Consider the following 19,467-nt stretch of genomic DNA (forward strand, 5'->3'; position numbering starts at 1 on the left):
AAAAATTGTATAAATTGTAGTAGTCAGGATTTAATCGGACAGAGAGCAAAAAATACCCTGTCAGCTGAGCTCAGTGACAGTACCTTGGGCGTCTAACTCAGAAGGCTTTTTTTTCTGCCAATCCTCCTGTGGGTTGGTGAAGGAGGAATTGGCAGAAAAAATGGAATCACGATAATACTCAATTAACTTCTCTTTTGCTAGTGGCACGCTCTCCAAAAACGTTTGCATGGGTGTTCTGCCAAAACAATATTTGCCCGAATGGGTGCGCTTAATATTATACTCATTGATCCACACATCCAGATCGGTTTGCAGTTCTTCGATTGTCCGGTAAACCTTCTTGCGAAACGCAACAGAATAGAACTCCTCTTTTACCGTTTTATGAAAACGCTCACAGATGCCATTAGTCTGCGGACTGTATGCTTTGGTCTTGGAATGATCAATGTCCTCAATGGCCAGATACAGTTGATACTCGTGATGCTCCCTGGCTCCACAATATTCGCTACCCCGGTCAGTCAGTACTCTGAGTAATCGCAAGCCATGCTGCTCATAAAACGGAACTACCCGATCATTCAGTAAATCGGCCGCTACCAAAGCATTTTTGCGATCATACAGCTTGGTGAAGGCAACTTTGCTGTAGGTATCGATAAAGGTCTGCTGATAAATATGGCCCACACCTTTGATGTTGCCTACATAATAAGTGTCCTGGGCTCCCAGATAACAGGGATGATGGGTTTCAATCTCACCGTGGGCCTGCTTTTCGAGCTTGGCTTTTTCCAATGCGGCCAACTGGGCTTCGGTTAGAACAACACCTTCCTGGGCGGATTTGACTTCCAGGGCTTTTAGCCGCTTACTCATTGTTTCCAGATTGTGTCTGAGCCAGATGCTTCGTACTCCTCCTGGTGAGATGAGAATGCCTTGTTTTTTCAATTCATTGCTGGCCCGCAGTTGGCCAAAGGCAGGTTGATCAATGGCCAGTTGGGTGACAGCCTGTTCAATGTGAGCTTCAACTCGATTCTTCAGGATAGGTTTTCTGCGGCTGATCTCTTGCAAGGCAACCGCGCCGCCTTTTTCGTAGAGTTCTTTGAAGCGATAAAAGCTGTCCCGGCTGTAGCCCATCACTTTACAGGCTTTGGAGACATTACCTAAAAGGGAGGCCAGTTCAAGCACTCCCACCTTGTTTTTGATGATCTTTTCTTGAGTTGTCATCGGCTTAATCGTTTGTAGAAGTTACTATTTTTTTTCAGTAACTGTCCGATTAAGTCTTGACTAGTTCATATAAATATATCTAATTGAAGTAAATTGGGATGTTCTAACCCTATTTTGTAGAATATCTTTTATCCTTTCAAAAATTTATTCTAATACATGGAAAGACTACCAATTTCTTATTAGAACTTTTAACTACATTTTTTTGGCCAGCTTAAAATTTATCTGCGAGTAAAGATCCGAGTTTTCAGAATTGCAATTTTCCACTTATAAGATGATCCTTGTAATGGATATTGTTTCTTTTTAAGAATTTTGGACAATCCTTCTTTTCGAAATTTATCAATCCATTCTGAATATAGTTTATCTATCTCGTTCATTTTCTCCTCTGTTCGATCATATCTCATAGTGTATGATTCGAATCGAACAATCCTTAACGTATCATCTACGCCAAAGTGCCTTCCAGAACGATTATAGATTGCATCCAAATCATAAATTCCATATTTATCTGCACTATCATTTGAGACTAAATAGCCTACAAATCCACGATGCCATTTTGATTTGATTAATTGGGAGTCATTGTTAGTTATAATAAGCCAAATCCAAAAATATGCTTTCAGTTTTAGGGAGGTGTAAGGCTCAGAAATGGGAGGATAGGATTTTTCTTGCCGTGACAAGCTATCTATATCTTCACTTGTATACCATGCATCGGTTTGAGGTTTATAGAACTTTTGAGCAAAAACCATAAGTTGATCTATAGTTGCTTCTCTACCATATCTTATTAACAACGACTTTATTGAGTCTGATTCTAAAGCGGCTCTAATTATGTTTTCATCACTTTGAGCAATAACACTCAAAGTGATGAAATTCACAAACAACAAACTAAATATCTTTTTCATTTAATCACCAGTTATTTTTTGTCTGATTTTTCAAATTGTTCATTGGAGACTTCTTTTATTCCTGAAGCTTTTGTTCCTGTCTTGCTAGCTTGGTAAGACCCATTATTTTCTTTAACAACCATATGAGGGCTTTCCTTTCGAAGTACAGAATATTTCTTATCCATATAATTCGCCTTTGTATGTGGTTTAGTAAGACCAGGATCCTTCGCGGTACCACCTTTGGAATTAACTGTATTACTGTCCATATATTTTTCAAAATGTACACTTTGACCCGCTTTATTTTTGTATGCTCCTACATCTCCAGCTTTGGGTTCCTTACCAGATGATAAAGTTCTATAATCATCATCATTTTGAATAGTTTCATCAAAGTCTAATGTTGACATATTTAACTCCTCACCTCCAACTACATTACCTGTACAGTCACGAGAGCAATCGCCTGTTCTTTCTAAAGAAACCGGGGCACTTATTTCATTACTACCATTATATCTCTTAACTTCATAAAGTTTTGCATTTCCTCCTTCTGTAGCTCTATACGCCTCTATTTCAGTGCCTTTATCTGTAAGGATTTTACCTTTGTCACCATAAAAAACTTCATAAGCAGTGTATGATCCTTTTGAATCAGTCCCTTCTCTAGTCCTCCCAGTTGGAACAAGGGTATTTTTCTCTGTAACCGTAAATATAATTTTACCATTTGGATCAGTGACAGTATTTCCATCAGAGTCTATAAACTTTAAAGGATTATTGAGCACAAAACTATAGGGCGAATACTCGGAATATTTACTGGCAACAGGGTCTATCACATGCCATCTACCCAGTTGCGCGTCATACATTCTAGCCCCATAATCTGACCAGTTTAATCCAGATTCCTCCTGCTTTTCTTTTCCATTATACTGAAATTTATGGTTAGGATTACCCTGTAACTCAATACTGACCAGATTCAATCTCCAGAGATTCCCGATGGAAAGCGGGATAAAACCCATGATTCTCTTGAACAATCAGATCTTTTGTGTAGTTAACAGCAACAGCTTAAAAAGAGAAACCCCTGAATTATTTTCATAAATCCAGGGGTTTAGTTATTTGGTGAGGTCCCGAGCAGACCTTGTTATATTGTGTAAATATCTGACTTACAGGTATTAGTCTTAATCTTAAAACCTAATATCTATAAATGCATTTCACAATGTAAAGTAAGCAATTTTTCCTCCTACGAGCTTAACCGTTTGGCTTGTCCAACCAACAATCATATGTTCGTTCTCCATCGTTGTAATTAAAGAAAATAATACCTAATTGCTTATTAGCATATATTTCATGTATAGAAGGAGAGTGACTTGTTATGTGATCAGGAACTTTATTAGAAAATATCTTAAAAAGATGTCCTTTAATATTCTTTTCAGGTCTTTGAACTTTTATCAATCCACTAAAGCCAGTAGGATTATTGCTATTCCAAGTGATAGTATCCAGATTTGTAAAAATCAAAAAATTTGAATCTTTCAGACTATCTGGAAAATAAAAAGGTTTTTTCATTTGCTTTGTAAATACTTTTTCTGCTAAAGCAGCATAGCCTTCTACTCTATACAGAAGTGTGTCTCCCTTCCAACCTACATAGTCGAAGTAACTATTATTTGTTTTATCATCCAACATTCTGAATCTATAATATGTTCTTCCATTTATGGATGTATCTGTATTTGATAGAAAAATATAACTGTTTTTTTCCAAATTGATTGAATCTTTATATAGTGAATCTGTACAACTACATTTGTAAGTGGAAAGTGTATCCATTAAATGGAAAAAGCCACGAGAAACAGAATCTATAGGCAAATTCAAATACACTAATGGATCTGAATTTGCCTTTAATTGCACATGTTCCGATGAATGTTTTTTACTTACACAACAACTAATAAAAAAGAGAAGAAGAAATCTACTAAGTTTAATTAGTCTTGTATCAAGAACCAGTTCGAATTTAGAATCCAGTCCCTTGACCAGTCTTAGTATTATCTGCCTTGTTTTGCTGAGGTAATTTTTCATTAAATTGTGCCGGTAAAGATTGTTGGAGATTTTCGAGGAATCTTAGATTTTTAAGCTGTAATATCATTGATTCTGCGGGAGTACCTGCAGCTGCTTTCTGATCAATACCTGCTTTTTCAACTCCCAAAACAGCATGATCATCAGCTGCAGATCCACCACCCAAATCAATATGTGCTTTTATTTCATGCCATAAGGTAAATGCTTTATCATAAATAGAATATTTAGCCCATTGCCCTTTATTTTCTAAATAATCTTGATTTATAGAAACAAACGAAATCTTATTAAGAGGGTTCTTAACTTTTATTCCAGATAGTGTGATATGGTCCATTGAACCCTGATTTGGCTTGTTCAAGACTGCCCATGAAAGATCTATCACACCTTTTTTATCTATCATTTTAAATGGTTTGATGGCACCATAGTAAATTGTAGACCCAGAACTATTTATCCTATCATTAAATGGTTGGACAGTAATATAAATATCACTTGTTTTACTCGCTTCATAATGCTCCATTAATTTCTTACCATCTTCTGTTTTCATTAGTTTCTCTCGCATTCGTTCTAAAATTTCAAGATGTTTTTCAGAAATTAACTTAATCTGACCATTTATCACTACATAAACGCTATCTCCTTGGATATCAACCGTTGACATAGGATTATTAAGTGTATATTGATATGGAGATAGCAAGTTGTATTTCTCTGTAAACTTATCTATGGAATGCCACCTGCCAAGCTGTGAGTCATAATTCCTGTAACCATAATCTATCCAATTCAGACCGAATTCTTCCTGTTTCTCTTTTCCATTATATTGAAACTTATGATTGGGACTACCTTGTTTCTCAATACCCACTAAATTTAAACCCCATGGATCATAATGATTTTCCTGAACAATAGGAGACTGCACATGGGTAATCTGTAAGTTATCAAACCAAACCTGCGTATCTGACTCGTTAGCAACGAATATATGCACATAAATCGGTTACAGGTTTAGTTGAACAGCCTCTTAAAAGATATAAAGCCCATACCTATTACAGTAAGGGCTTTACTTTAAATGATGTTATTGGCTCTTGTTATTTCTCAACACAGATAGAATGCATAATACAATGGGCTACTTGTCTTTTTTCTTTCTCCTTTCATACTCTTGTAGAATCAACGATTTTTCACTTTTCCAGTAGTAGTTTAAATTATTCATTGGCGTGCTATTCTTCGATCTTAGATCATCCAATTTTTGTGTTTGCAAAAGATTAATCTAAGACTTATAGGCCTTACTAAGTTCATTCTCTGAATTATTCCACCTTTTAACCAAGGCGAAGTTACTTTTACTTTTATCTCTCACTAAATCATACAAAATCAGAGAGTCTCTTCTGTCTATAAGAAGTCCCAGGTATTTATCTTTTACTCGCTGTGTTTGCTTTGTAACTATAAGCCATATCCAATAAAATGCCTGCATTCGCATAGAAGTATAATGAGTGGATACCATCAACTCTACTAAAACCGAATCTACATCTTGCAAATCATACCAAGCATCCTTTTGGGGATTGAATTCATACTCCGCATAATGCATAAGTTTGCGTATGGCTTCTGTCTCACCATATTTACTGACAAGCATATGAATGGAATCCTTCTCCAACAAGTTGCGGATTTCTCCTTTCGTTTGTCCCCAGCCAACTTGACTCAAGAAACTTAATAGTATAATAAAAATAAAAAGTTTCATTTTTTTACTGCTGCTTGAACTGCTTTCTTAATTTTTTCAAATGCTTCGTTGGAGACCTGTGTTATACCTGAAGCTGTTTTCCCATTACGGGTAGCAGTGTAAGATCCATTATTTTCTCTTACAACTGTGTGTGGACTCCTTTTGCGAACAACAGAATATTTATTATCCATAAACTTTGATTTTGAGTGAGGAGGTGTCAGGCCAGGATCTGGTTCCCATCCACCTTTTGAATTGACTTCAGTTGGACTTTTATATACTTCAAAATGCTCTTGTTGCCCTTGCTCATTAGTATATACTCCAACATCACCTGTTTGGGGAGTTTCTTTACCAGAAAGTGTAGTATAATTATCATCCTGAGCTATTTTAGCATAATCCTCAGTAGCCATATTCACGACAGCTCCTCCAAATGCATTACCAGTACAATCACGTGAGCAATCTTTGATTGCCTGACCCTTTTGCTCACTACCGTCATACTTTATTTTAGTTTCACTTCTAACTTCATTTGATGTAGCTCTGAAAGCTTTCAACTCAGTGCCCTTATCTGTTAATATCTTTCCTTCAACACCATAATAATACACTTTTGTTACATTACCTTCTCTATCTTCACGCGCATATTGAAGATGCCATCCTTCTTCACTTGTAGCAGTGAAAACAACATTTCCTTTCGGATCAGTAACAGTATTACCATCTGGATCGATAAACTTTAAAGGATTATTGAGCACAAAACTATAGGGCGAATACTCGGAATATTTACTGGCAACAGGGTCTATCACATGCCATTTACCCAGTTGAGGATCATATTGCCTTGCTCCATAATCCATCCAGTTCAGACCGAACTCTTCGTGCTTCTCTTTTCCATTGTACTGAAACTTATCATTAGGATTACCCTTAGTTTCAATACCTGCCAGATTCAATCCCCACGGATCATAATGATTCTCTTTCTTGTATTATTATTGATTCTATGTGATAGCATCCATGATGCTAGTAGTTATAAGTTTATCGATCCTAGTCTATCAACAGCACAAACACAACCAATTAAACATAAATAAAAATGAAAGATCCTTGCCAATACTAATTGACAAGGAATCTATGTAATCTTTTATGGATTATTTTATTATCTAATTTTAGAATGAGATAACTGGAACTTACCTTTAATCAATTTATATGTTTTTTTATATTTCTTTTTTGGATATTCTTCTTGTAAAAGAAGTTGAATTGCCTTGTTTTGAACTTCAATACTAACCTCTCGCTTAAATGATGTGGTAGGCTTGCAGAAGGTCTCTGTATCCCCATGAAAGTCTAGCATAAGCTGGCTATGGAATGCTTTTGTAAAGCCATTTTTTGTATAAGCAAACACTGTTATCCAAGTGTCATCGGAGCAAATATCTGAGTATTTGTGAGTTGAACTTATAATTTTTTCATTACCGAACTCTTTCACTTGCAAATCACTTATTGCAGCCAATTCTTCACTATAAACTAGATTTCCATTATTAACATAAATTGCAATACTACTTTTTCCACCCATCAAATTAGCAAATAATACATAATTAGATTTACTACCACTGATATATACCACATCTTCCATAACAAGTATATCTTTAGAAGCATGGTTCTCCAAAATCTTTTTATGAGATATAGTATTACTTATCTGGTAGTAACTACCCTGTTTCCAATAGATATATGAAAAAAGAGTATCCAATCGAATTGTTCTTCGGTCTGGTTTTTGGAAAGACATTTGTTGAGCTTGTGTTCCAAAACTGGAACACAACAGATATAAGAAGATAAGCAAACACCGATTCATACCCAATTTGAATTTATAGAATTTAAAACTATTGGAATTAACACCTTGTACCTTGACCTCACTTAATATAGAGAAGTTCCAGTTTGGTGCTTTACCACCTGCCATTGATTTTGGGCTATAGTATAAAAGAGCCCCCTCTGTTTTTGTACCTGTTCCATAGTAAGTTTTGATTGCTGCCTGAATGGATTGTGTATAAGCTGTCTTTTCTTCTGGCGTCTGTTTGGTAGTATTGTTGGGATCATAATATCTCCAATTCTCTGACCGACTAGGATCTGCTGCAGAGAATTGATAAGTTTGCCCTCCTTTCTTATTTGTAGCAGATTGTTCAGTAACATCTTTGTAGGTATCAGGAAATTTATCACTCTCTACTCGATTTTTTATTACATCACCAACGGCTTCCTTACTAGTTTGGTTTTCACCACCTGCTTCAGCATATATCATTCTGGATAAAACCCCAATATCACTGTCTTGTGTTACTTCCGTTAAAGGGCCACTGTTAGGACGAACACATGAGTTAGAAGAACTATTCAAATAATTGGTGACATCTATATCAGACCGTGCTTCTTCTTGGGTTAGTTGACTATTATCTGTTGTTTCTCTTATATACACCCGGTTATCATCACGACCATCATTTCCTATATGTTCTCCATTTACGTTATAGATATCTCCAGGAATCATCCCGTCTGGATCAATAAACCGAACAGGATTGTCAAAGGCATAATTATACGGTGAATGTCTTCGCATTTTCTCAGCCAATGGATCAATCACATGCCATCTGCCTAATTGCGCATCATAGAACCTGGCTCTATAATCGATTCAGTTCAGCCCAAAGTCATCCTGTTTCTCTTTCCCATTGTACTAAAACTTATCATTAGGATTGCCCTGTGTTTCGATTCCGGCCAGATTTAATCCCCAAGGATAATAACTTAACGTGAATTCCGGATTAGTTTAAGCAGCCATTGCGTATGGGTGTTGTGTGTTTGCAACAAAAATACAAGGTTCATGATCTAATGATTGATAGGCAATCAAAGAAGCCATCATACTGATGAAGGCATTTTCTACCTTCCGATGATGGGTATGTTCTACATTACAAATAGAGATTAACAACTCATTGACAGACTCGATTAAAGCTCTCTTTTTCAGATAGAGCTGATGATCCAACAATGAGATAGCCTTTGGTATGGATTTATTCTTTGGTTTGACCAGTAGTTGTAATCCTTGACTGTAAAAATAGTCAAATAAACGGGTGTGATAGCCTTTGTCCCCTACACAAAAGCCTTCTAGGCCCTTTAACAATTTTTGCAGCAGTTGCCCATTGTTATCAACCACATTACCCGTAGTAAAGCTATAATTGACAATCTGTCCATAGGCATTAATGACCAAATGTAACTTAAATCCAGTGAATCGTATCTGATTCACTAACCAGCCTAACGAGGATTTCCCTTTCGAGCTGTATGGGCAAAGACTTTATGAGAATGTTCACGTTTAATGTGACAAACAGGCATTCTCTTTGAATCAATAAAGTACAAACCACTTCGGCTAGCTTTCAGACAGGTGTGTAACGACCACACATACAATAACGGATAAACACGCTCAATCAAGGCGACAAAACGGGAATAGGAAGGCGCCTTAGGAAAATAAGAACGATACGGTGATAAAATCTGATGGCGATAAAAATACTCAAAACATTTATACCCAGATAGATGATAAGCAACCAAAATGGTACAGATTTCCGATTGAGTCAAAGCCGGAGTGCGAGTAGTCTTACGCATTTTACCTACCTGATGGTTGTTTTGATAGGATTGGAAAGCAATAGCTAAATCATCCACCTCAATAAAGAGTTCGATTAGTTTATTTTCACTAATTTGGGCTTGCATAAAGGATTGAGTTAGGTTTTACATCTGGACAATGCAAAACTAGCTATCTTTCAATCCTTTAGCTTTTCCCTAATCCAGAACTCACGTTAACTTAAACTTTTTTTGTACGAACTAGATCAATTTGCTTATGTAAAAATTAGTAACATTTGTAAATATAAAAAGTATCTTCCTCGAAAATGAAAGATACTTTTTAGGATTCTGATCAATAGTATAATTTTAAAAACTTAATCAATGAGGATATTATTATCCACAAGTTCATTTCTGTATTGCAGTATACTTTTATACAAAGTGTGCTTACTAAGGTGGTCTAGATATTGTATATTCTTTTTCTTATTGCTAGAAAAAAACAAAATATGATTTGGATCTACAGTCCAAAAGAAGAAGGAATGAGGCTCACCATGAGTATATTTTATCGCATAAAGACTTTTACCTTTATACTTTGACGTTATGCTATAAGCATACAAACCTTCACGTGAGTTATTATCCTTTACAACAGGAAATACATTTAAATCAAATCTCTCGCGATTTTTATTTAGTTTTCCTATTTTAGGTACTTTTCTGGCAATAAATAGCAAATCCTGACTCGTAATAGAAATACTATCTTTCTTAGTCATAAAATGAACAAATACTAGACACTTATTTTTTTTATTGTAAATGCCTAATCCGTTTTCTTCAAATATAGGTTGGTGCATCTTACAACTGCAAAATAGTGCTCCAACAAGTACAAAAACTAATAACTTATTCATCTTCTTTCAATCTATTTATTTTTATATTGCTTATAAGCTTCTGCAACAGCCTTTCTACCTGTTGTTTCTCCTGCTTGCATTGCGCTATCACTATCACGACTCACTTTATTGGTATTTGAATAATTAAGTCTACCTTTAATATTTGAGTATTCATAGATCAAGGTATGGGTCGAACGTAACTCTTTATTATTTTTATCAGCAGTACTAGCTTCATCATAGGTAGCGCTTTCATCTGCAGTAAGTCCACTAGCAGCACCTTGATCAAGACTAGATTCCTTTTTACCAACATTGTTATTGATCTCACTTACAAATTTCTGAACCTGTTTGGGTCCTATTTTAACTTCTTTTCCTTCTGAATCCAATATTTCAAAACTTGGAATATCCTTCGCTGTGATAGAACCTAGACTTTCAGCACCGTTTGCATAAATATCAATAATTGCATTATCATTATCAGCTATACTGAGTCCATTTACTTCATTGAACTTTCCTTGGTCTGTTTTGAAAGCCCCACGTTCTTCATGTAAATTAATATAATAATTCATTGCAGATGAACTCATATCAATAATTGCGTTCTTTCCAATATCTGAATGAGAATATGTATTATTTAGTAATTGAATAAACTTAGCGTCAGAAGTCCCACTTATGGATTTTATTTGACCATTTTCATAATTAATTAAGACTTTGTTTCCTTGCGGGTCATAAATATCGTTCCCGTCCGGATCTATAAAGCGCATTGGATTATTAGCACAATAAACATAAGTTGTTACAGAAGCATATTTATCTGCTTTTGAATCGTTTACATGCCATCTGCCCAACTGAGGATCATATTGCCTTGCCCCATAATCCATCCAATTCAGTCCAAACTCCTCCTGTTTCTCCTTTCCATTATATTGAAACTCATGATTAGGATTACCTTTAGTTTCAATACCGGCCAGATTCAATCCCCACGGATCATAATGATTCTCCTGGACAATAGGTGACTCTGTATATGTAATAGAAAGTTCATCAAACCAGGTATTAACGTTGGATTCACTAGCAACAAAGATTCTTACATACCCGGATTGTTGTATAACCTGTTCGCTAATCTGTAAAAACTGGAACGCATTAGATCCACTTGACAGATACGCAATTCGCTTGGTAAGTAATTCAGAAGGATACGTTTGCTACGTACTTATTTAGTAGCTTAGATCAAGTTAGAAATTTGATACAAGAATGATGCAGGATTATAATTGTTATCACCTACTTGAACCGTTAAAGAGCTTATCTTCTGCAAATTTAGACAGCAGGTCATAACATTGAGATGGAAAACTTCTAAAAGGCTTAGAAAATCATATCGGTTTACATACTTTACTATTTCATCTAAGATTGAGGAGAATCATTTTCCTCAGTCTTAGATGAAATTCTTATTTCGATGAAAAATCTTGTAACAAAATTTACTTGATTTATCCAATAATTTTAAATGAGATATTTATCATTACTTTAGTTTTAACACTCCTGCCATTTAATTGGCCAGGTCTCCAAAGAGGCATCGTTTTAACGACTCGGATTGCTTCTTGGTCACATTTATCACACAGACCTTTTTCTATTGTAATATTAGAGATAGTACCATCGTAATTCACTACAAATGATAGATAAACCTTTCCTGAAACATCAGAATCAACCACCCATTTGATATTTCGACTTATATGTTGTCTCATCCCTTCTTCACCACCAGGAAAAGAAGGCAAAGAATCGACTTCATTTGTAGCATATATCTTATTATCATTAATAGATTTGTTCTGTCCAATACAACATAAAATGAAAAAACAAGATATAACTACAATACTATTGATCATGAAAATTTTTCTCAGCTTCATTAGTTCTATTTTTAATTTGATTACCTAACTCTTTATTTCCTTCAATAAACCCCTCCCCATTAGGCCCTGGAATACCTTTATGTCCATTGGGTTTTCCGAGAGAGTACATATATGCATGCCCATAAAGTTCATGTCCTATTAGCTTTGCTTTATCTACATCCTTTAGAGTCTCATTAATAATAACTTGAACCTCATTATTTGGAGAGTTATCTTGGTCTTTTGCAGTGCCAGGTATTAAAGTCTGTCCTAAAAATCCTTCAGGCTCTTTCATTTCTTTTTTTGTCAAAAAGTCAATATAGTCAACTGGCGCCATGTTTCGCGTTATTATTTTTCCATCAGCGTCTTTGGTACTAAATTTATTTGCAACACTAACATTATAAACCTTTTTATCATTAACAAGTTGTTTTAAGGCATCTACATTACCACTTTTTCCTGTATTCTTATATTGACTCAGTTTAGCTTTATCAATCATCCCTGTTTTTTTATCTACAACAACAAAATCTCTAGCTTCTTTAGGTAATGTACTTTTTATAGCTTCTAAAGCTTTCTGATCTTTTGGTCTTACATCCTTTGCTTCCATTCCATCTGGATCAATAAAGCGAATTGGATTATCGAAGGCATAATTGTAAGGGGAATGTCTACGCATCTTCTCGGACATCTGATCAATCGTATGCCATCTGCCCAACTGAGGATCATATTGCCTTGCTCCATAATCCATCCAGTTCAGGCCAAACTCTTCCTGCTTTTCCTTTCCATTGTACTGAAATTTATCATTCGGATTACCTTTTGTTTCAATTCCTGCCAGATTCAATCCCCAAGGATCATAATGATTTTCCTGAACGATCAGATCCCGTGAATAACTAATCTTGATATCATCAAACCAAACGGGTCTTTCACTTTCATTGGCGACCAGAATCTGTACATAGCCGTCTTCTGTGGCTACACGAGATAAATGAATCAATTATTTTTCAGTCAGTAATGCCAGAAAACAAAAAGCCTGCTTATTAAAGCAGGCTCTCTATTGCATCAAAAAACAGTTAAGATTGAACAAATGAAAGCTGAAACTTAAAACGCATAACAAAGTAAAAAATAACATCCAGATAGATAACTCCATTTCTGATTTAGTTTCCAACTAAGTTAAGTAAGTTTTATGTTCCGATTTCTAGAAATCCATCAAACATATTCATTAACTTTTATCTTTAAGCCGGGCTATTCGAACTGGATCCACTATAGATCCTTCTACTATAGGATCAACCTTGTCTAATAAAGCTAATTTATCATATGCTTCCAAAAATTTATCAATAGACTTAATATTATCGAAAAGGCCATAAGAATTAAGTGGATTTTTCTCTAACATGCTGTATTGCCTGTTTTCAAATAAAGCATGTCTTATTAATGACCATCCACCCAACTGCAAGATATCATATCCCAACCATTCAATTTGTGATGAAGGTATCTGACACTCTCCCTTTATAGAGTTTAATGTTGGAGAAGAAATAGCAATTATTTCATTTTTTAGTTTTATATCCTCGTTTAAGTTTATAAAAAGATTTGCTTCTGTTATTTTTTTTAAGATACCAATAAATGTACCATCATTAACTGAATTTTCTATCTCTCGATATTTTTGATCTAAAAACTTATTTAGTAGGTTTTTATGAAAATATACTTCTATATCAAACCAATACAAACGGTCTATACCATAATAATAGATTTGATTGATAGGTGGTAGATGATAGCCGCTCATATATCCCTCGGCATAATTGTATGACGGTTTTCTTACCATTAGGTAGCCTGTAATTGTTTCCATAAGATTTATTATTAGGGTGTTATTTGAACGTGGCCACCTTTGACTGCACCAGGCAAATGAATGTGAGGGCCTTTTACCCAGTGATTTCCAACAGATACCATATCTGATGCAGTGGCACGAAAACCGGGATATCCAATTTCTTCCGCAAGTTCAATAACGGCTCTTGTATCGCCAGGAGACAAAGCTCTAGTTCCTTTTAATGTAGCTTCATAAACAAGATCTTTCAATGCTTCCTGATCTGGAGTCATTCTTTTGCTCAAACTAGCTCCAGCCGTATATGTAATCGGCCCGCCATGTCGTCCTAAAGCTCCTTTAAGTATATTATAAACACCTTTTGGACCAATGATTGTTAAAATCTCAAAGAATACATAGTCTTCATTAACATTACCAATTGCAGATGGATGTGCAGGTAAACGATGATCAGTTGTCCAATTTGATGCCCAGTATCTTTTAAACCCCTCCATTCTCCCTTCCCGAATCACTCTATCAGGATATCCCATAAAGAATCTAGCGCCAGCTTTATATTCAGCTTTTGCTTTATCCTCATAAATCTTTTGTACTTCTCGTAGCTTGGCATCATTATTTTCGTCATTAATAGCATCATCTGCAGAGGTCGGAGTAACGGATACTTCTGGCAACTGAACGACATCTTCATTAGTATTGAAATTGTTCCAATTATTAGGCAAGTCATTTAAATGAATAGTAGTATCCAATCCACTCGGATCACTATAAAGCATAGGGTTATTCACTACCCAGGAATAAGGAGATTGATCCTCTTTATCAATTGGATCAATTTGCCACAATCTGCCTAGCTGTGGATCTTGCACACGAAAATCAGCCATATTCCAGTTTAATCCAAAGGATTCCTCTTTTTCAATACCATTGTACTGAAGTTTATGATTCGGATTACCCTGTGTTTCAATGCCGACCAGATTCAATCCCCACGGGTCATAATGATTCTCTTGAACAATCAGATCTTTTGTGTAACTAACCTTGATATCATCAAACCAAACAGGGCTCTGCGATTCATTAGCTACCAGAATCTGAACATAGCCATCTTCTTGCGCAACATAGGATAAATGCAACTCTTCCCAGCCTTCTTCTGCCACTTCAGTAACCTGACGAATCCTGGCTGATGTTAACTGATAGTTTTTATCATAAATCAGCATTTTTAAATACCCTACCGGTTCTGCTCCTGCCTGTGGCATCGCAAAATTATGGCTAAGCCCTATCTGCAAGTTAGTAAAAATATTCTTATTGGTTTCACTACCTGCTACAGGTGTTGAGTTAGCTGTATTGCCTAGTGAAGCAAACAAGCCTACCGGAGTACCTGCAGAACCATTCGACGCATAATTGGCAAACACCTCGGCCTCGATTTTATCTCCTTTCTTTACATACAGCGTTTTCCATGGTCCTAATGCCGGAGCAGTTGTAGGAGATGAAGCAGAGGAATAAAGTTTGGCAGATTTAACTCCAGTACGGGGATTTTCTCCATTACGAGTCGTAGTTAGATTCTCAAACTGGCTTTCTTCATACTCCTTGCGAGAATCTTCCATAGTGGCATAAAAAGGAGCAACTCGTGCTGCTTCCCGAAAAGCTACTCTCAGATTACCTAAATGATCCTTGTAATGGTATTCATAGGCAAACTCTGTCGTACCTGCCAGTTCAGGAGGTAATGCTCTTCCTTCTGCTGTGGGCACAAACTGTAGCTTTCTGTTTTCATACACCATCCCCCCTATGTAATCGGTTTTGCTGCCGGTACTGGTCGTCTTTTTGTATTTGACACCTGCTGCTGTATAGAAATAGGAAATTGTATTTCCATTTTGGAACTGAATGTAGGTAGGCAGGTTTAACTGGTTATAGAGAATGCTTTGAATGCCTTTGTTGTCATCAAAGAACATGTTTCCTGCTTCATCATAATTATATTCGATGGAAGCATCGCCAGCAGTTCCATCTTTAAAATCTCCAGCCAGTCCCACACTCTTATACTGGCCTTCATCTTTTACATTAAACAGACGATTGCCATCATAAGAGTAGGATAGTTTATCTACTTCTCCCCATCCGGTAGCACTACTGGATGTTCCGGCTATCATTCCCAGCCGGGTAAGCTTGTCAATATTGCCGTTTTTGTCATAAGAGACTAGCGGCATATCATAGTGTTCTCCACTTTTCGTAGAAACATAGCTAGCTGAAGTAATACGGTTCATTGCATCATAGAAGTAATTGTAACTTCGTTCGATGCCATCGGCTCGGGAAATCCATTTCTGGGAAGAGATATTACCATTGAACTGCGCTTCACCATTCGCTAAGGGTGTATTATAGGAAAGTGCTAAGGCAAACTTATCATCACTATCCCCTCCTGTCAGTGTACCCCCATTGATAGAGGTCATCCAGCCCCGAATATTATATTTGTAGTCTACTGTCTGTAAGGCATTTCCTTCTGAAGAAGTACTGCTATAGGCAGGGGAATATTGACCAAGTTTTTTCTTAATCATCTCTCCCAGTGCATTATAGGTACTAGCAGCTAACTTTTCCTCTACCCCTGTACCTATTTTCTGATAGGAAGCGATAATTCTACCTGCATGATCATACTGAGTACGGGTACGGATGGTCAGCGTTTGTCGGCTCTGATCCAGTGCATCCGGATTCTGATGACGGGTAAGGGTTTCAAGTACTTTGCCAGAGAAATCATAGCGGATTGAACTAATATCTATGCCACCCTGATGATTTTCTGCAAGTGTCTGAATCACCCGGCTATAACTATCATAATAGTTTACACTCACCAAACCTTTTACAGTTTGCCCAACAGAAGTTTCCAAAAGACTTGTATACGTACCCGTGGCTTTTCCAAGTAGTTGATTATCTGCACTCTGATCAAAATTAGAAGGAATCACTTGTGTGTTATAGGCTAGTGCACTTTCTACAGGTAAGAAACTGTAATCATCATAAAAATGGATAGTTTGTGGGATAAAACCTGTATTGGGAAACGCCTCATGACTATAACCAGTTTTGCTCTCAGCTATTTCAGAAGCGGTAATAGTTTCTGTGTTACGTGTTTCCCAGACTTGAGCCTGACTATTAACTTGATTCTGTAAATCCTGACGAGTTGTACCTACAGGAGCAATCCAGGTTCCTGTCATCACCACTCTGCCCAAAGCATCATATTTGGTAAAATTCCACTGATTGGTAATCCGATCCTGTACAAAAGAATTAGGTTTGTATCCAAGGGCAGAACCTTGCAGGGCACTTTGAGTCAATACTACTTCATCCCGCCTATTATAAACCATCTGGGAAAGTCCACCTCCAGGCACTCGTTTGCGGATCATCCGGTGGCGCTCGTCATAGTCATAGGCAAACAGCCAGGTTTTGGTGAACTCAGCATTAAAATCAAAGCTGTAATTTACAGAAGCAAGTGCATCCGTGGCTTTGGGCGGAATTACATAGCGCAGTAAACCAAAATCATCATAAATATAATAGGTGGTCGCCCAGCCCGAAGTTTGCGACTCGGTTAAACTAGCTAATGAGGCAGGGGTTGCACTACTTTGTACCCGTTTACATACAACCTGACCTTTTTTGTCTGTATATTCTATTACTTTTTTGCCATGCTCATCCGTAGTTTCACTTACTAACAGTTGCCCTTCGTTTTGTCCATTACTGTTTGCAAAGGAATAATATCCATTACTGCCGCTTTGACTGAAAGCAGTGCCACTAGCCGGATCATAGCTCCACAATCGCACTTCGTTTTCCAGATTGGTGCGTTGCACCATCCGTACAATTTTATTATCGGTATGATTCAGATCTGTTCTGTTTTTGATCTGCCAATCAGTTCCTACTGCTCCCTGAGCCAGCACCCGGTTCAAAGGAGAGCTTTCATAGACAGTTTCAGCAAAAGCGGCCCCTTCTCCTTTGAGCTGATCATAAAAGGGTTGTTGACTGGACAGTGCATTACCCTGAAAATGCAACTGTGGATTGGCACTATTGCCTGCTGCCGTATAAGGCAGGTATTTTTTCACTTCCCGTCCAAACGGATCATATTCTGCAAAAGAGACAATATCGTTTCGTTTTCCATCGATCTCAGGAGCCCCCTGCACCACCACCGATTGTAAAGATCTACCCAATCCATCCAGATAGGATATCTTTTGAGAGAGATCTTTAGCTGACAGATTTTTAATCGTATTCTCATCTTGTTGCCCTGCTTTGAAAACAGTATTTTCCACCACAAAGTTACGATCGGTTTCGGCTGGCAATCCTACAGCGGGTAAAGCTCCCTTCACAGTAATCGTGACTGTTTCGACAATCTTGCTATTAGTATTATCATTGGCTAGTGATACTTTATACCGGTAAGTGCCTTCGGTTAGCTCACACAAACGATAACTGCCATCAGCTTCTCTCTCAGGCAAGGCAGGACTATTTCCATCAACTGTCCAGACTACAGCTGAAGAAGTAGCCTGCAAACTGACTGTGGAGGAAACTCTGGCGGCTCCATTGAAAAGAGTCCCTGCCGCACCATTGGTCACCAGATTGGGAACCTGAGCACTCAGATCGGAATTGTCCATCGACCAATACCCTACCAGATTAGCACTGGCAGGATCTGTTTTCTGCTGATAAGCAGACTTGATATCTGTTTCACTTCTTTCCACACTCCATACTTTGACTTCATCTATCTGTCCGGCAAAATACTGAGACGTACCTTGTCTGCCTCCTATGCGAAAATCATTCTGGGTGGTAGCTGCATCCCCAATCACCCCTGTTCCTGTATAGGTATTGGCAAGGGTTCCATTCAGATAGGTTTTTATCACTCCATTCTGATAACTGACTGCCACATGCGACCAGGTGTTTAAGGGAGCCACTACACCTGTGTTTATCCAGCCCCAACCCGGAGTGGTGTTGGCAAAGGCACATTGAATGGTTCCATTGGGAAAACGGGCCAACAGATATTCGCCTTCTTTAGAAAGAATAACTCCTCCAGCGGTTGCATGACTGCCTGCTCCTGTAGGATAAATCCAGGCTTCAAAGCTAGCAGTAGTAGTAAACTTGAGAGCAGCGATAGTGCCTACCTGTACAAAGTCATTGACTCCATCAAGCAACAAGGCATTTCCGGCATTGGAGCTAGCTGTGGCAGAAAGCGAGGCACACTCTCCTACTGAAATGACCTGATTGGCCACTGTGGTAATAATTGCATTTTCAGATGCAGGTACTTCCCCACTGACAGGAGCGACAATCTGCATATCCAGATCCAAGCCTGCTGGGATCACTACTCCAGCAGTGCCTGCACCGGGATAAAGGGTAATTTTCTCACTGGCACGGGCAGGAGACTGATACGAGTTCAGGTTCAATTCCTTGGGCACACTCTGGGCATAGGTAGCCCATCCGCCCCCCAATACCCCACTCCAGCATAAGACCAGCACAAGTATACCTATCGGGAGTCTACCTAGCTGGTAATACTTTCGAAAAAAGAGTGTTTGTTTCGTAATTTGTATAGAAGATAACATAAAATAACAATAGTGAGTCAATAAGGTGGTAAGGATAAGAATCAGACAGGCTGTCT

The 19,467-nt window shown here is 37.5% G+C and carries 13 protein-coding genes and 2 pseudogenes; all 15 read right to left on the reverse strand.

What is annotated here, in order from left to right:
• Positions 1-60 precede the first annotated feature (60 nt).
• Positions 61-1,206 (reverse strand): IS481 family transposase, encoded by a 1,146-nt coding sequence (locus QNI22_RS31105; RefSeq protein WP_314517004.1) that lies wholly within the window; start codon positions 1,204-1,206, stop codon positions 61-63.
• 218 nt (positions 1,207-1,424) lie between these two features.
• Positions 1,425-2,099 (reverse strand): hypothetical protein, encoded by a 675-nt coding sequence (locus tag QNI22_RS31110; RefSeq protein ID WP_314517006.1) that lies wholly within the window; start codon positions 2,097-2,099, stop codon positions 1,425-1,427.
• A gap of 11 nt (positions 2,100-2,110) precedes the next feature.
• Positions 2,111-3,079 (reverse strand): RHS repeat-associated core domain-containing protein, encoded by a 969-nt coding sequence (locus QNI22_RS31115; protein WP_314517008.1) that lies wholly within the window; start codon positions 3,077-3,079, stop codon positions 2,111-2,113.
• A 229-nt stretch (positions 3,080-3,308) separates the two neighbouring features.
• Positions 3,309-3,956 (reverse strand): hypothetical protein, encoded by a 648-nt coding sequence (locus QNI22_RS31120; protein WP_314517010.1) that lies wholly within the window; start codon positions 3,954-3,956, stop codon positions 3,309-3,311.
• 100 nt (positions 3,957-4,056) lie between these two features.
• Positions 4,057-5,022 (reverse strand): RHS repeat domain-containing protein, encoded by a 966-nt coding sequence (locus QNI22_RS31125; protein ID WP_314517011.1) that lies wholly within the window; start codon positions 5,020-5,022, stop codon positions 4,057-4,059.
• 345 nt (positions 5,023-5,367) lie between these two features.
• On the reverse strand, positions 5,368-5,832 hold the full coding sequence (locus QNI22_RS31130) for a hypothetical protein (RefSeq protein ID WP_314517013.1): 465 nt from the start codon (positions 5,830-5,832) through the stop codon (positions 5,368-5,370).
• Positions 5,829-6,749: pseudogene (locus QNI22_RS31135) on the reverse strand (RHS repeat-associated core domain-containing protein); the annotation flags it as partial. The pseudogene QNI22_RS31135 and the gene QNI22_RS31130, both read right to left, overlap by 4 nt.
• A gap of 197 nt (positions 6,750-6,946) precedes the next feature.
• Entirely contained in the window at positions 6,947-8,449 is a 1,503-nt protein-coding gene (locus tag QNI22_RS31140) for a cell wall hydrolase (RefSeq protein WP_314517319.1), read from the reverse strand.
• 132 nt (positions 8,450-8,581) lie between these two features.
• Positions 8,582-9,510: pseudogene (locus tag QNI22_RS40375) on the reverse strand (IS982 family transposase).
• A 224-nt stretch (positions 9,511-9,734) separates the two neighbouring features.
• The gene (locus tag QNI22_RS31155; RefSeq protein ID WP_314517021.1) at positions 9,735-10,256 is read right to left on the reverse strand and encodes a hypothetical protein; all 522 of its coding nucleotides are present in this window, start codon (positions 10,254-10,256) and stop codon (positions 9,735-9,737) included.
• 11 nt (positions 10,257-10,267) lie between these two features.
• The gene (locus QNI22_RS31160) at positions 10,268-11,386 is read right to left on the reverse strand and encodes an RHS repeat domain-containing protein (RefSeq protein WP_314517321.1); all 1,119 of its coding nucleotides are present in this window, start codon (positions 11,384-11,386) and stop codon (positions 10,268-10,270) included.
• A 312-nt stretch (positions 11,387-11,698) separates the two neighbouring features.
• A complete protein-coding gene (locus QNI22_RS31165) occupies positions 11,699-12,091 on the reverse strand; it encodes an energy transducer TonB (protein ID WP_314517023.1) in 393 nt (130 codons plus the stop codon).
• Complete coding sequence (locus QNI22_RS31170; protein ID WP_314517026.1) at positions 12,081-13,073, reverse strand: RHS repeat domain-containing protein; 993 nt, start codon at positions 13,071-13,073, stop codon at positions 12,081-12,083. Before QNI22_RS31170 ends, QNI22_RS31165 begins: the two co-directional genes overlap by 11 nt.
• A 225-nt stretch (positions 13,074-13,298) precedes the next feature.
• Positions 13,299-13,919: a hypothetical protein gene (locus QNI22_RS31175; RefSeq protein ID WP_314517028.1), complete on the reverse strand. Its 621-nt coding sequence runs from the start codon at positions 13,917-13,919 to the stop codon at positions 13,299-13,301.
• 11 nt (positions 13,920-13,930) lie between these two features.
• Entirely contained in the window at positions 13,931-19,411 is a 5,481-nt protein-coding gene (locus QNI22_RS31180) for a DUF6443 domain-containing protein (RefSeq protein ID WP_314517030.1), read from the reverse strand.
• Positions 19,412-19,467: the final 56 nt, after the last annotated feature.

Source organism: Xanthocytophaga agilis (assembly GCF_030068605.1).
Lineage (GTDB): Bacteria > Bacteroidota > Bacteroidia > Cytophagales > 172606-1 > Xanthocytophaga > Xanthocytophaga agilis.

Excerpts from the sequence above, each read along its gene's own strand:
- QNI22_RS31105 (WP_314517004.1), bottom strand. The coding sequence starts at position 1,206 with ATGACAACTCAAGAAAAGATCATCAAAAACAAGGTGGGAGTGCTTGAA.
- QNI22_RS31110 (WP_314517006.1), bottom strand. The coding sequence starts at position 2,099 with ATGAAAAAGATATTTAGTTTGTTGTTTGTGAATTTCATCACTTTGAGT.
- QNI22_RS31115 (WP_314517008.1), bottom strand. The coding sequence starts at position 3,079 with ATGGGTTTTATCCCGCTTTCCATCGGGAATCTCTGGAGATTGAATCTG.
- QNI22_RS31130 (WP_314517013.1), bottom strand. The coding sequence starts at position 5,832 with ATGAAACTTTTTATTTTTATTATACTATTAAGTTTCTTGAGTCAAGTT.
- QNI22_RS31155 (WP_314517021.1), bottom strand. The coding sequence starts at position 10,256 with ATGAATAAGTTATTAGTTTTTGTACTTGTTGGAGCACTATTTTGCAGT.
- QNI22_RS31165 (WP_314517023.1), bottom strand. The coding sequence starts at position 12,091 with ATGATCAATAGTATTGTAGTTATATCTTGTTTTTTCATTTTATGTTGT.
- QNI22_RS31175 (WP_314517028.1), bottom strand. The coding sequence starts at position 13,919 with ATGGAAACAATTACAGGCTACCTAATGGTAAGAAAACCGTCATACAAT.
- QNI22_RS31180 (WP_314517030.1), bottom strand. The coding sequence starts at position 19,411 with ATGTTATCTTCTATACAAATTACGAAACAAACACTCTTTTTTCGAAAG.